Raw genomic sequence first — 13,591 nt, 5'->3', positions numbered from 1 at the left:
TTGAAATTTCCTAAACTAAATTAAGAGCGGACAGCAGCATATCGATCAACTTGATACCGATAAATGGCGCAATGATTCCGCCTAATCCATAGATCAACAGATTGCGGCGTAACAAAGCGGCCGCGCCAACAGCGCGATATTTAACCCCCTTGAGCGCCAGTGGAATCAACGCAACGATGATCAATGCGTTAAAAATGACAGCCGACATGATGGCTGAGGATGGGCTCGCCAGATGCATGATGTTTAGCGCCGCAAGTTGCGGATAAGTGGTGACGAAAGCGGCTGGAATAATCGCAAAATACTTAGCGATATCGTTCGCAATCGAGAACGTTGACAACGCCCCGCGTGTCATCAGCATTTGTTTGCCGATCTCTACGATCTCCAATAACTTGGTGGGATTGGAATCCAGATCAACCATGTTGCCTGCTTCTTTAGCGGCCTGCGTGCCACTATTCATCGCCACTGCGACATCCGCTTGCGCCAACGCTGGCGCATCGTTGGTACCGTCGCCGGTCATCGCCACCATACGACCTTCGGACTGATAGGATCGAATCAGTTTGAGTTTATCCTCCGGGGTTGCTTCGGCCAGAAAATCGTCGACCCCGGCTTCAGCAGCAATCGCAGCTGCCGTCAAGCGATTGTCACCGGTAATCATGACCGTTTTAATCCCCATCTGCCGCAATTCCGCAAAACGCTCTTTGATACCGCCTTTGACGATATCCTTCAGTTCAACCACGCCCATTACCACGCCGTTATCAACCACAACCAACGGTGTACTACCGCGCCGCGCAACGTCATCGACAGATCGTGCGACTTCGGCAGGGAACGGCTGTCCTAAAGAAGCGACGTAACTCTTTAACGCTTCTGAAGAGCCTTTGCGAATCAGACGATCGCCAATGTCGACCCCACTCATACGCGTTTGGGCCGTGAACGGAACAAACACGGCATGGAGCGAACTCATAGCGCGTTCACGAATATTAAACCGCTGTTTAGCCAACACGACGATGCTGCGACCTTCTGGCGTTTCATCCGCCAGCGAGGCCAACTGGGCAACATCTGCCAATTGCTGTTCGCTAATGCCGGGTGCCGGAATAAAAGTAGCGGCTTGACGATTACCGAGCGTGATGGTGCCGGTTTTGTCGAGCAACAGCACGTCTACGTCACCAGCCGCTTCGACCGCACGGCCTGACGTGGCGATCACATTAGCTTGCATCATGCGGCTCATACCAGCAACCCCGATCGCAGACAGCAAACCGCCAATGGTGGTCGGAATCAGGCAAACCAGCAAAGCAATCAACACCGTAATGGTGATTGGCGTACCGAATTTGGCGGCAGATACGCTGAACAATGAGAATGGCAACAATGTGACGGTGACCAACAGGAACACGATGGTCAACGCTACCAGCAAAATCGTCAACGCAATTTCGTTTGGCGTCTTTTGCCGCTTTGCGCCTTCAACCATGGCGATCATACGATCCAGAAACGCTTCACCAGGATTAACCGAAACACGGACGACCAGCCAATCGGACAATACCCGCGTTCCCCCGGTAACGGCTGAAAAGTCGCCACCGGATTCACGAATCACCGGTGCTGATTCGCCTGTGATTGCGCTTTCATCGACCGATGCGACACCTTCGATCACTTCACCATCGACTGGCACCACATCGCCAGCCTCAATCAGAACGACATCGCCTTTGCGGAGTTCACTGGCAGAAATGGGTGACCACTTACTTTCAGCGCCGCTTTTTCCTTCAACACCAAGGAGTTTTTTTGCGGTCACGGTTTGCTTAAGCGCCCGTAACGATTCGGCCTGCGCTTTACTGCGCCCTTCCGCTAATGCCTCCGCAAAGTTGGCGAACAAAACCGTGAACCAGAGCCAGACCGAAATAGCCAGAATGAATGCCGGACTGGCTTCGCCTTTTCCAAACCATGCTTGAAAAAATAGCAGCGTGGTGAGAATACTACCGACATACACCACAAACATTACTGGATTGCGCAGCTGTGTGCGTGGCGTCAATTTTTTAAACGATGCGACGATTGCAGGACCAAGTAGCTTGGAATCAAACAACGTCAATTTACTGCGAGAACTGTTGGAGGACATGATGTTCCTTATTATTTATGTGGCGACTAATGTGCTAGCGCTGGCGCGACGGACATTTGCAGATGCTCAACGATCGGACCTAAGGCCAATGACGGCACATAATTCAGCACACCCACTAACACAACAATCCCGATCAACAGCACGACGAACAAAGGACCATGTGTCGGCATCGTTCCCGCATTCACTTCCAACCGTTTCTTTGCTGCGAGCGAGCCAGCGATCGCCAGAATCGCAATAATGATCACAAAGCGTCCAAACCACATGGCAATTGCCAGCGTGATGTTGTAGAACGGTGTGTTGGCTGACAAGCCACCAAAGGCGCTACCGTTATTGTTAGCAGCAGAACTGAAGGCGTACAGGATCTCGGTAAAGCCATGCGCGCCGGGGTTGAGAATGCCGGCCGTACCAGCTGTCACCATCACCGCAATGGCCGTGCCACCAAGAACCAATAAAGGCACCGCAAGAATCGCAATCGCGGTCATCTTCATTTCGAATGACTGAATTTTTTTACCAAGATATTCAGGCGTGCGACCGATCATTAATCCGGCAATAAACACCGCCATAATGGCAAACACCAACATGCCGTACAGACCCGAACCAACACCACCAAATACCACTTCACCCATTTGCATCAAAGCCAATGGCACCATGCCACCGAGTGCGGTAAAGGAGTCGTGCATTGCATTCACCGCACCGCACGAAGCAGCGGTAGTGATAGCGGCAAACAAAGCCGAAGCGCTAATGCCAAAACGTGTTTCTTTCCCTTCCATATTGCCGCCAGACTGCAACAAGCTATTGGCCTGATCAATACCAAGCGCGCTTAAACCCGGATGTGATTGCTGCTCAGCGATCAACACGACCACCGTCATAATCACAAAGATGATGGTCATCGCCGCCAGCACTGCCCAACCCTGACGAATATCTCCGACCATGCGGCCAAATACAAAGCACAGCGCCGCAGGAATCAGGAAAATAGTCAACATCTGCATGAAGTTCGACATCGGGGTCGGATTTTCATAAGGATGCGCTGAATTGGCATTGAAAAAGCCGCCGCCATTGGTGCCGATCATCTTGATCGCCTCTTGCGATGCGACGGGACCCATCGCTAGGGTTTGAGTCGACGTGTTCAGCGTTTCCAGAACCGGATTGCCGCTCGCGTCTTTTATCGGCTGGCCATCAGCGCCCACTTTTGGTTGTTGGTAAGTTAGCGCTTGCACCAGCGAAACATCTTTATAGGCATCAAAATTCTGAATTACGCCTTGACCCATCAACAACACGGCAAATATCAGCGATAACGGCAATAATAAATACATCGTTGAACGGGTAATATCGCGCCAAAAATTACCCACCGAATGCGACGAGTGGCGCGCAAATCCGCGAATCAATGCAAATGCCACGGCAATTCCGGTAGCGGCTGAAAAGAAATTCTGCACAGCCAGAACGAGCATCTGAGTGAGATAACTCATGGTGCTTTCACCGCTATAGGCTTGCCAATTGGTATTGCTAATAAAACTCACAGCCGTATTAAAGGCAGAATCTGGTGAAACGTTAGGAAAGTGCTGCGGATTGAGCGGAAGCCAAACCTGAACGCGCTGTAACGCATACGTCACAAGCGCGCCGAGCGTATTGAAAATAAGCAACGCTAACGCATAGCTCTTCCAACCCATTTCGTCTTTCGACGTAATACCAGCAAGTCGATATAAGCCATGCTCAAAGCGCGCCAACCAACCCATGCCCGGCATTGGTTCATCACCCGCAATCCGGACGATCAATTTAGCAAGCGGATAGCTCAGCACCAGCAAGACGATTAAGAACGCTGCCAGCAGCAATATTGATTGGGAAGTCATCAGAAATCCTCCGCGTTCAACAACGCCAATATCAAATACACCAGCAGCGCCACCGTTACGACCGCGCCGAGCACATAAAAGGGATTCATTTCCGATCCTCCAGCTTTTTACAACCAACTGCCAATGCCCAGGTCAGGCCGAAAAACACCACGATCCCTGCGACAAATAGTCCATCCATTAGAAAATCCATCATTGCCCTCATTACATTGTTTCAACAACTACAGGCTATCGGGAAGCTTCTAAAAACGGTGTAAAGACTATGATGATGGGTGTAAACAAAGTGTAAAAATGCGGGTATAAATGCTATATCGCGATCAAATTGATCGGGCACATGCCAAAGCTGTTAACCCAAGCAGGCGGAGCAACGTGATAAAAACCGCCGCTACGCCAGTTAAAGCTAATCGTTTGCATAACGGGCGCTCGACGGACGGGAATGTAGCGATAGACGTTCGCAGTATTTATTTTGCGTAATTGAACCTGTTAGGATCGTTAGCGCAGCATTTTTTTGCCTTGATGCTAACAATAACGACGGGCAAACGCGGTACACTTCCCGCGTTGCCGTCATTGCTATAGAGACTACTTATGCATTACGCCCTGGATTTACGGACGTTTATTTTCAGTCACTATTTTTATACCGGCCTTCGAATAGGCACCGGCATCGTCGGCTTCACCTTGCTGGTATTGCCGTTCACCGATCTGCCGACCGCCATGACGGTCTGCATCGGTGCGCTATCAACCAGCTTGATGGACTTGCCCAGCACCTTGCGGCACAAGTTTAACGAGATGCTTTCAAGCGTATTGCTGTGTTCGATCGTGACGTTGATTATTAGTCTCTGCGCACCGTTTCAATGGCTGTTAAGCATCATGCTGGTACTCGTCACATTTTTGGCTTGCATGATGGTGGTCTACGGCAAGAAGGCAATGCCCTTGCAATTCGCTGCACTGTTCGCGATGACGCTATCCATGAGCAATACCGTCTCCATCGCAGGCGCATTTCTGCATACCGGCGTATTTTTTGGCGGCGGCATGGCTTATTTGGGATATTCGATGGTGGTGTCGTGGTTTTTGCGCCGTCGTATTAAACAACAAATTCTGGCCGAAGCATTATTTGAGTTGGCGCGCTACCTTGATATCAAAGCCGACTTTTACGACATGCATGTCGAACTAAACAATCAGTTTAATCGATTGGTACGCCAACAAATTGTACTGGCAGACAAACAGCAAGCGTCGCGCGATCTGATTTTACGTGGTCCAAAAAGCCAACAAAATGCGATTCTCGTACAGGTACATTTCGGCATGTTCGATTTGTATGAATATATATTGTCGACCCACACCGACTATATGGAGTTGCGCCAGAATTTTGCCGATGCCGACATCCTGACCTATTTTCGCGACCTGATCAACAAGGCGGCCAAGGATATCGAGACTATCGCTTACGCCATCACGCGCAAGCGTGCTTCCTTCCGAACGATCAGTTATAAAGCTGAATTTCGTGCCATTGAAGTCGAATTGCAACAGCTTCAACAAGATAGCCTGGCCGGAAAAATACCGGAAGCGGCAATGGATTTGATCCGCGTCACCTATAACAAAATACGCGACACAGTCGACATGATCGACGAATTACATCGCGCTACGCAAGGCGCGCACGGCGAATTACCGGATATGCTGGGCGCGGACATGACGCCGTTTCTGACGCAGCAAAAATATCAACTGGGCGTATTGCTAGCCAATTTGCGTTGGCAATCACCAGCGTTTCGTTTTGCTTTGCGCGGAGCAATGGCGATTACAGTCGGCCTGCTGGTCGCAGAGCATCTGCCCTATACCTCGCATGGATACTGGATCGTGCTGACGATTGCCATCATTTTAAAACCCAGTTTCAGTCAGACTAAACAACGGCGAAGCGACCGTCTGCTCGGCACCCTGATTGGCTGCGTAGCGACCGCCTTGATCCTGCGTTTCGTACACGAACCAGTCGCCCTCCTGGGCTTTTTATTCCTCGCGACGGTAGCTGCACCCGCATTCATTTACGTTAAATACCGCTACACGGCGATTGCCGCCAGTATGCAGATTCTGCTACAAATTAATTTAGTGATTCCAAGTAGCGGCCATGTCATTGGCGAGCGCCTGCTGGATACGATTATAGGCGCCGCAATTGCCACTGCGTTCAGCTTTGTGCTGCCAAGCTGGGAATATCGGACCTTGCCGCAGCTTGTGCGTCGCGTACTCACGAGCAATATGGGGTATCTGGAAGCGGCGAATAATATGCTGCAAGCAAAAACCCCGGATGACTTTATTTATCGGCTATCTCGCAAACGCTTTCTCGACAGCATCGCGGATTTGGTTTCCACACTTGTCCGCATGCTGGACGAGCCCGCCAGCAAACATCGGGCGGTGGAAGAACTGAATCAATTTATCGTACAAAATTATCTGGTCATGGCGCATGTGGCGGCAATGCGTTTGCTGCTCAGGCGAAATCAGGAGAGCTTGCCACGGCCAGCGGTGAATGCGCTGTTGCAACAGGCAACTACGCATGTTTGCCTTTCTTTGACGCTTGCTGAGCAGGTTCTTAACCCTAAAAGTGATCCGTTGACAGACACGAATGAGTTGTCGGTTGAGCCGGTTGACATAACGGCTGAGACTACTTTGTGGAAGGGTTGGTGGCCGTTGCAGCGTCGGGTTGAGTTGCTGTATCAGGATGCGGATAAGATTTCTTTGAGAAGTGCGGATATTGGACGGATATTGGGTTGAGTGTGATTTGACTGTTATTCGGAGTTCCCTGAAATGTAGTATGCCATCGGTGAGTTTGTTTTTATCATCTATGGAGAGCTAAATTTCAGAGGCTCAAAGTACTAGCGCAGTTGCAAATAAAAGTAAATATTTAAGTCGGCTGGAATTCTCGAATTAAATTGATTTGTAGTGTTTTATGTTGAGATTTAGTTTAATTTTTGTATAAATGCAGTTTTTTCCCATCCTCCGTGAGGTGCAGACCCAGCCAATATGCTGCCATCGGACGATACTCCAGCAATATTGCGCTCTGAAATATTCCCGGTTGTTTTTCCTAAATCCACCATTCCTGTGTCGGCAGTCCATCGAAATAAGTGATTTTCTTCTTCACTGTTGGCGGATGAAATTCCATACACAATCTTGCCGTCCCCGCTGACAGCGAAGGCTTTTGAATACACATCATATGTACCTTTGGTCTTAATTAGCGTGCCTAAATTTTTTATGCCCTCTTTTTCTGTCCACCGATATGCGCGCTCTGCGCCATCTATGAACACTGAACCGACGACGACCGAACCATCATCGCTTACGCCATTTGCATAGCTTGATAGGCGTCGACCTTTAACTATAGATATATCTTTTAATCCATCTCCTTTTTTCCACCTAAATACATGGTTATTAATTTCTCCAACCACAACTTCACCATTGGGTGTCATAGCTTTTACACGAGAAGCTTCATTTTTTTGTTTCGATCCAAGAAAGGTGATGACATCGTTTGAAACCAAGACGGCGCGTGTTTCTGCACTGTTCTTCGGATTAAGAATCCTTCCGCCCATTGTTGCTCCATCAGCACTTAGCACAGCAGGACAAAAAGTTTCTAATTGAGCGTTGATTTGTGTCAAATCAACGATACCTGTTTCTGCCGTCCACTTAAATGGACGTGGATCTTCTCGTCCTGGGCGTTGCAGCATTCCGGCAATAACAGTTCCATCCATATTGACGGCAGTAGCCCATGACCAAGGTGCCGCATCTTCATTGATGTCTATCATGCCTGTTTTTTCAGACCATACGAAGGCATGGGGATTACAATTGCCATCGCTCTTAACGTCGCTGCCTCCAACGACGAACTTGCCATTCGCGCTAATTGCACGCGCTTCTGTGACACAGGACGGAGCAACTGCGGTTGTTAAATAGTGTGGTTCAGAAGATTTTAAAACGAATACCTCACTGCCCAAGACCGGTTGAGTCGTAAAAATTACGGCTGTTGTCAGGAATAGAAAGCAATAGGATTTTTTCATAGAGAGCATGGGATTTTAGTGTTTGTCAGTTGTAGTGCTGGTTCGAATAAAATTCTGTTTTAACGCCGCTTCTCACTTAATAGCGATCAGAAAGCGTCACCGCTTTTATCGCTAGCACATACTGTGCTTGCACTTGCCAGCAGTGAAAGAGAATAGAAAGCACTCCCCCGTATTCTGGGGATGAGTGATGCCGAAAAAAATCATAGCTGTTCCCTCGCCTGCCTTCGACAATGCGCATCGCCTGACTGAAAAAATTGCACCATATAGCGCGCCTGCCGAATGTAGTTTGTGAAGTAACGTGCGAAATAATAGGCGTAATTTTGGGCAATAACATAGGCGGAACCTAGTTAATAAGTAAATTACTTAATTATGGATGGGTAAATCCACTACGATTGTCGTGCGACGATGATACATTTTGGCATGTGGCAGCTTACATAGATAAACTATCCAAGATAGACGAGCTGCGCACTACATGAATTGTCGTTTAAAGGTGAACATCGGCAAATTAAAACGTCAGGTTCAACATTTTTTATTATGTTTTAAAAAATCTTTCAACCGCAAATTACGACGATGATTTCGTCCAGTTTTTCAGGCGTTGAAAGATTGATTTATTCATTTGTCACTGCGCATAATTTGCTAAGTCACGTAATTATGTTGGCTTATAAAGGTCCAACTCTAACCCGCTAAGCACCGCCCCCCCCTTAAACCGCCCTTCCGGCAAACCCCGCACATCTTCGAGCGATATATTAAAAACACCGCCAGCTTGTGGCTCTGATTGTAACGTTTGTTCGGATAAGTCTTCGCGGGCTGTTGTGACAAACAGCGTGGACAATCCGGGTCCGCCGAAGGCGACGCAGCTAGGTTGGGATACTGGTATGGCGATGATACGGTCGATTTGACCGTCGGGGGTGAAACGCACAACACGGTAACCGCCCCATTGGGCGTTCCATAGACAGCCCTGGCTATCGATGGTGGAACCGTCCGGTGAGCCGGGTTGATCATGCAGGTCCGCGAATAGGCGGTCATTGTTGAAGGCTTGTACCGGTACGGTTTTGTCTAACGATTCGTAGTCGCAGCAGCGAATCGTGTTGCTGATCGTGTCGCAGTAATACATCGTTGCGCTATCTGGACTGAAGCAGATACTGTTGCTGATCACGACGGGAGAAAGCGGTAAGCGTTCAAGTGTCAAATCTGTATTGAGGCGATAGAAGCTGCAATTCGGCGCACGATCTGAGGCGTCGGATTTTGTGCCGAATACGAACCGCCCCTGACGATCACAACGGCCGTCGTTAATACGGGTTGTGAGCAGGTCGGATTCGACCGCGACAATCGGCGTGACTTTGCCGCTGGAAAAGTGAAACCACGCCAATTGTGATGCAAGACCCAGCAACAATCTGTCATCGTCCAACGTCAGCGCAAAGGTTGCCAGCATCTCAGGCATCGCCCAACTTTGAGTTTCGCCATTAGCAAGCGTGTGGCACCACAGCCGCGATGCCAGAATATCGGTCCACAACAAGCGTCCGGAGCGTTCGCACCATAAGACACCCTCGCCTAGCAAATGCTTGCCATCTACCAGCAATTTAACTGTCGTCATCTTGGTTTCCGTTTGTATTGCTTGTGCTAATGGCGCTTGCATTAAACCCAGCCGCCATCGACGATAAAATCCTGCGCAGTACACATCTTGCTGTCATCGGCTGCCAGAAACAATGCCATGCGCGAAATATCGGCTGAATCAAGACGGGCCTTCAGGCACTGCATCTGATCAATTTCACGATCACCGGCTTCATCGAGCCACATTGTGACTTGCTTCTCGGTCATTACCCAGCCAGGGACCAAGGTATTGACGCGAATATTATGTGGCCCTAAATCACGCGCTAAAGAACGGGTTAAGCCTTGAATCGCTGCTTTTGATGTGGTGTACGCTGGCATGCCGCCGGTTTTGTTTTTCCAGCTAATTGAGCCTAAATTAATAATGGAACCGCCTCCCAATTTTTGCATGTCAGTCATCACTGCTTGCGCCGCAAAAAACTGATGGCGTAAGTTAACTGCCATGCCGTTATCCCAACTGGCGACGGTGGTTTCTTCAATGCTATGACGCTGATCATTGGCGGCATTATTTACCAATACCGAAATCGGTCCGAAGTGATCGCGCGCTGCGCTAATCGCAGTTTGCAGTGCCGGAATATCGCAGACATCACATTGCAAAAAAAGTGGCACGTGACGGCCAGAACCTTCGGCCGCGACTGCTGCGATCAATTTTTCTGCAGCATCGCGATTACGTCCAAGGAAGCTTACCTTTGCGCCCTGTTCCACAAATTGCGCGACGATATCGGCGCCAATGCCGGTTGTTCCTCCGCTGATCAAGACCGTGCGGTCCATCAAACTAGGATAGCTGGCGTAAGTTTTGTTCAAGCTGGTCATGTTCTTGTGTCCTGTTGAGAGATTATTAATCGCGTTGGCTGACGCTCAAATTTGACGGAGGACAGTAAAACTATTGCCTCAACGCCAGGCATTGACCGACGCATCTAGTACTGCTTTGAGAAAATAGCGCTCACTAGACATTAGTGTCCGATTATTACTCGATGATTGTAAAGAAGTATGCGATATCTTTCTAATGAATTATTACGCCCAATCAATACTGAATTTGGTATCATTTAAAAAGACCTTATTCAACAAGGTTTACGTAATACGATCCGAGCAACCGCCTGCCCACACTGCAACGGAAGACAGTCTGTGGATTCCGGGCTGCATAAGTCGGGCCGTACAAGTCGCTAGGAGAACGCATTCCGGTAACTGAGATTTTGCGTAAGTCCTATTGATAATAATTAGTTAATTGGGACAACATATGTCACACAGCGACAGCAACTGGTTTCTCCGCGCACGGCTTAAAACGCGCCAGCTTTTACTTTTGATTGCACTCGACGAAGAACGCAATATCCATCGGGCCGCTGAAGCACTGAACATGACGCAACCAGCCGCATCCAAGCAATTAAAGGATCTGGAAGACATGCTGGATGTACAACTTTTTGAGCGCTTGCCACGCGGCATGAAACCGACGATTTACGGAGATGCGATGATCCGCCATTCACGAATGGCGTTGACGAGTTTATCCCAGGCGCACGATGACATCACGGCGCTCAAATCAGGCTTGTCCGGACAGGTGGATGTCGGTGCGATTCTTACGCCGGGGATGAATCTGGTACCCGCTGCGATTGCGCGTGTGAAGCAGCACTCGCCGATGTTACGGATTGGTATTGAAATCGAAAGCAGTAATATCCTGCTGGAACGCATGCAACGTGGTTCGCTAGATTTTATGGTGGCGCGTATCCTTGATCAGGAAGATAACGGCAATCTCGAATATGAAGAACTGGCAGATGAACCGGTATGTGCGGTCGCTCGCATTGATCACCCGTTACGGAACGTGTCAAATTTGCAGCTAAAAGATATTGCTGACGCGGGCTGGATACTCTCGCCACGCGGCAGTATTTTGCGTCATCGTAGCGATATGATGTTTCACAAAAATGGTTTGCCACCGCCTTCAAATGTGATCGACACCACTGCGGCGCTGGCCATCATTAGCCTGCTTCAGCAAACCGACTTTTTGCATGTTATGCCGGTCGAGGTATCACGCTTCTACGCTCAACTAAACGTCCTGGCAATTTTGCCGATTGAGTTACCTTGCAAAATGGATGGCTTCGGCATCATCACACGGCGCAATCAACTACTTTCACCGGGCGCCAAGATTTTGCAGCAAGCTATTCGAGAGGCTGCGAAAACGATTTATTGAGCGTAGTCTGATTGAGCAAATAGCGCTCGATTGGCGAATAAATGATTTATATAATAAATTGGCGCATAATACATCGTTGTTCGTAGTTGGATTCTCGCTGAAATTTTAGCAGAATCTATAAGTTGATCGACAGTTGGGTCGATTGTGCTTCGGTCTCAGTTTGACTTACTCGGTTAACCCGACTGACATGCCAGAAGCGGACGCATGCTCGCATGCTTAGTTAAGATGTAATGGGCGCGCTTCCTTAGTCACCTCTCATTAAGTGTCCTCCATCGATCTGCAACAATCCGATGGGAGGTTGCTTTAGTAAAGAACGATTTTTTTATTCTATTTCTTTATTCTATTTCTTTTGTCTTATCGTCAGACTTTGATCTCAGTTCAGCAAAGTGCACGCGTTCCGTTTATAGTTTCCTCTAACAACAATAAGCTTGCCCTACATGACAGTTATCGATCCTCATACCATCAATATCGCCGCACAACCACTGATCCAGATCGGCATGTCGCTGCCCGAAGTGAAATGGCCGTATTTGATCAGCCTGACACGACTCGGATTGGCACTAGCGCTGGGACTCTTGATAGGGTTAGAGCGGGAGCGGCGCGGCAAAGAAGCGGGCTTACGGACATTCGGCCTGATTGCTCTGTTGGGTGGAATGGGCGGTATTCTCGGCGATAACTACGCCTATCTTATTTTATTTCTGACGGGTGGTTTGACCATCTTTTTAAACCTGCAACGATTGCGAACGCACGTCAGCACCGAGTTGACGACCTCGGCTGCCATGTTGGTTACCTGCGTGATTGGTATCTTGTGTGGCAAGGGCCACACCGCAACACCGGCCTCCGTGATGGTGATCGTCACGGCGTTATTGGCATGGAAAGATCGCCTTGCAGGATTCAGCGTCGGCCTGACTGAGGCCGAAATGCGCTCGGCGTTGATGTTGGCGATTTTGGCTATCGTAATTTATCCGGCATTGCCGATGGGGCCGATTGGGCCATGGAATTTGATCGAACCGCGTGCAGCGTGGATTACAGTCATTTTGATTGCGGGCATTGGCTTCGTCAACTACGTACTCTGGAAAATCTACGGAACACGGGGAATCGCTCTAGCGGGATTTTTGGGTGGATTAGTGAATAGCAGCGTCACCGTCAACGAGATGGCATCACGCGCAAAAGACAATCATCCGGAAACAGTCAGTGCCGCCTATCGCGGTATTTTGCTGGCAACTTCTGCAATGACGATACGTAACGCTTGCCTCTTATTTATTCTGGCACCGGCGGCGGCATTGACGGCGGCGGTGCCGTTCTTCCTGATGCTATTAGTCAATGCGGCCTGGTTCTTCATGGACCGCAATGCAAATCGCACAACCGATGATCATCAAGCTGAACCGGTCGATTTGCCGCTGCCATTCTCGGTGCCTGCGGCGCTAAAGTATGGACTGCTGTTTTTGATATTGCACATCGCTGGCGTCCTGACCCAAAATTACTTCGGCGAGTTCGGCTTTTATGCCGTCAGCCTGATCGGTGGGATTGTATCTAGTGCCAGCGCTGTCGCGGCCGCGGCTAGCTTACTGACCAACAACGCAATATCTGCGCATGTCGTATCGACCGGCGCGGTGATCGCATCGTTGGCGAGCGTCCTGATTAATCTTCCTTTGGTATTACGGGCGCGCAATCGTGGTTTGACAGTGCGGCTATCGTTGGCGATGGTGTCGATATCTATCGTCGGTATTGTTGGCGCGTTAGCTTCCGCGCACGTAATACCGTTGCTGGTGAAACAGTTTCCAATCCTGGCGCAGTTTTATTAAGACAATCTGATCTCATGCATCAGCAGGTATTCATC

Annotated in this window: 9 protein-coding genes; 3 read left to right on the top strand and 6 right to left on the bottom strand. The window is 49.3% G+C overall.

Features of this window, described 5'->3' with window-relative positions:
- Positions 1–10: 10 nt before the first annotated feature.
- From kdpB to kdpF, 3 genes are read right to left on the bottom strand one after another with little or no spacing between them, the layout of a single operon-like run.
- A complete protein-coding gene (kdpB, locus tag QN379_RS04295) occupies positions 11–2,101 on the bottom strand; it encodes a potassium-transporting ATPase subunit KdpB (RefSeq protein WP_322236403.1) in 2,091 nt (696 codons plus the stop codon).
- Positions 2,102–2,127: 26 nt separating this feature from the next.
- Positions 2,128–3,948, bottom strand: a complete 1,821-nt coding sequence (gene kdpA / locus QN379_RS04290) for a potassium-transporting ATPase subunit KdpA (protein ID WP_322236402.1) — start codon at positions 3,946–3,948, stop codon at positions 2,128–2,130.
- Positions 3,948–4,037, bottom strand: coding sequence for a K(+)-transporting ATPase subunit F (gene kdpF, locus QN379_RS04285; protein ID WP_322236400.1), 90 nt, complete (start codon positions 4,035–4,037; stop codon positions 3,948–3,950). The genes kdpA and kdpF overlap by 1 nt, the downstream gene beginning before the upstream one ends.
- A 493-nt stretch (positions 4,038–4,530) precedes the next feature.
- Between kdpF and QN379_RS04280 the strand changes: the two genes are divergently transcribed.
- A complete protein-coding gene (locus QN379_RS04280) occupies positions 4,531–6,696 on the top strand; it encodes an FUSC family membrane protein (protein WP_323506098.1) in 2,166 nt (721 codons plus the stop codon).
- Between the two features lie 185 nt (positions 6,697–6,881).
- On the opposite strand, the gene QN379_RS04275 is transcribed toward QN379_RS04280, so the two are convergent.
- The 3 genes from QN379_RS04275 to QN379_RS04265 all read right to left on the bottom strand — a co-directional run bounded on the left by QN379_RS04275 (position 6,882) and on the right by QN379_RS04265 (position 10,388).
- On the bottom strand, positions 6,882–7,967 hold the full coding sequence (locus QN379_RS04275) for a hypothetical protein (protein ID WP_323506097.1): 1,086 nt from the start codon (positions 7,965–7,967) through the stop codon (positions 6,882–6,884).
- Positions 7,968–8,616: 649 nt separating this feature from the next.
- Positions 8,617–9,561, bottom strand: coding sequence for an SMP-30/gluconolactonase/LRE family protein (locus QN379_RS04270; protein ID WP_323506096.1), 945 nt, complete (start codon positions 9,559–9,561; stop codon positions 8,617–8,619).
- Between the two features lie 41 nt (positions 9,562–9,602).
- Positions 9,603–10,388 (bottom strand): SDR family oxidoreductase, encoded by a 786-nt coding sequence (locus QN379_RS04265; RefSeq protein WP_323506095.1) that lies wholly within the window; start codon positions 10,386–10,388, stop codon positions 9,603–9,605.
- 424 nt (positions 10,389–10,812) lie between these two features.
- Here QN379_RS04265 and QN379_RS04260 point away from each other — a divergent pair, with 424 nt between their 5' ends.
- Together QN379_RS04260 and QN379_RS04255 are read left to right on the top strand one after the other, a co-directional pair.
- Complete coding sequence (locus QN379_RS04260; protein ID WP_322236392.1) at positions 10,813–11,754, top strand: LysR family transcriptional regulator; 942 nt, start codon at positions 10,813–10,815, stop codon at positions 11,752–11,754.
- A gap of 437 nt (positions 11,755–12,191) precedes the next feature.
- Positions 12,192–13,556 carry an MgtC/SapB family protein gene (locus QN379_RS04255; RefSeq protein ID WP_323506094.1) on the top strand — a complete coding sequence of 455 codons (1,365 nt, stop codon included), beginning with the start codon at positions 12,192–12,194 and terminating at the stop codon, positions 13,554–13,556.
- Positions 13,557–13,591 lie beyond the last annotated feature (35 nt).

Origin of the sequence: Glaciimonas sp. Gout2 (assembly GCF_035018905.1) — a bacterium.
Taxonomy (GTDB): domain Bacteria; phylum Pseudomonadota; class Gammaproteobacteria; order Burkholderiales; family Burkholderiaceae_D; genus Glaciimonas.
This window is presented reverse-complemented; position numbering and strand designations above follow the sequence as displayed.

What these genes read in the sequence shown, in the direction of transcription:
- kdpB (WP_322236403.1), bottom strand. Translation starts at nt 2,101, where the DNA reads ATGTCCTCCAACAGTTCTCGCAGTAAATTGACGTTGTTTGATTCCAAG.
- QN379_RS04265 (WP_323506095.1), bottom strand. Translation starts at nt 10,388, where the DNA reads ATGACCAGCTTGAACAAAACTTACGCCAGCTATCCTAGTTTGATGGAC.
- QN379_RS04260 (WP_322236392.1), top strand. Translation starts at nt 10,813, where the DNA reads ATGTCACACAGCGACAGCAACTGGTTTCTCCGCGCACGGCTTAAAACG.
- QN379_RS04280 (WP_323506098.1), top strand. Translation starts at nt 4,531, where the DNA reads ATGCATTACGCCCTGGATTTACGGACGTTTATTTTCAGTCACTATTTT.
- QN379_RS04275 (WP_323506097.1), bottom strand. Translation starts at nt 7,967, where the DNA reads ATGAAAAAATCCTATTGCTTTCTATTCCTGACAACAGCCGTAATTTTT.
- QN379_RS04270 (WP_323506096.1), bottom strand. Translation starts at nt 9,561, where the DNA reads ATGACGACAGTTAAATTGCTGGTAGATGGCAAGCATTTGCTAGGCGAG.
- kdpA (WP_322236402.1), bottom strand. Translation starts at nt 3,948, where the DNA reads ATGACTTCCCAATCAATATTGCTGCTGGCAGCGTTCTTAATCGTCTTG.
- QN379_RS04255 (WP_323506094.1), top strand. Translation starts at nt 12,192, where the DNA reads ATGACAGTTATCGATCCTCATACCATCAATATCGCCGCACAACCACTG.
- kdpF (WP_322236400.1), bottom strand. Translation starts at nt 4,037, where the DNA reads ATGAATCCCTTTTATGTGCTCGGCGCGGTCGTAACGGTGGCGCTGCTG.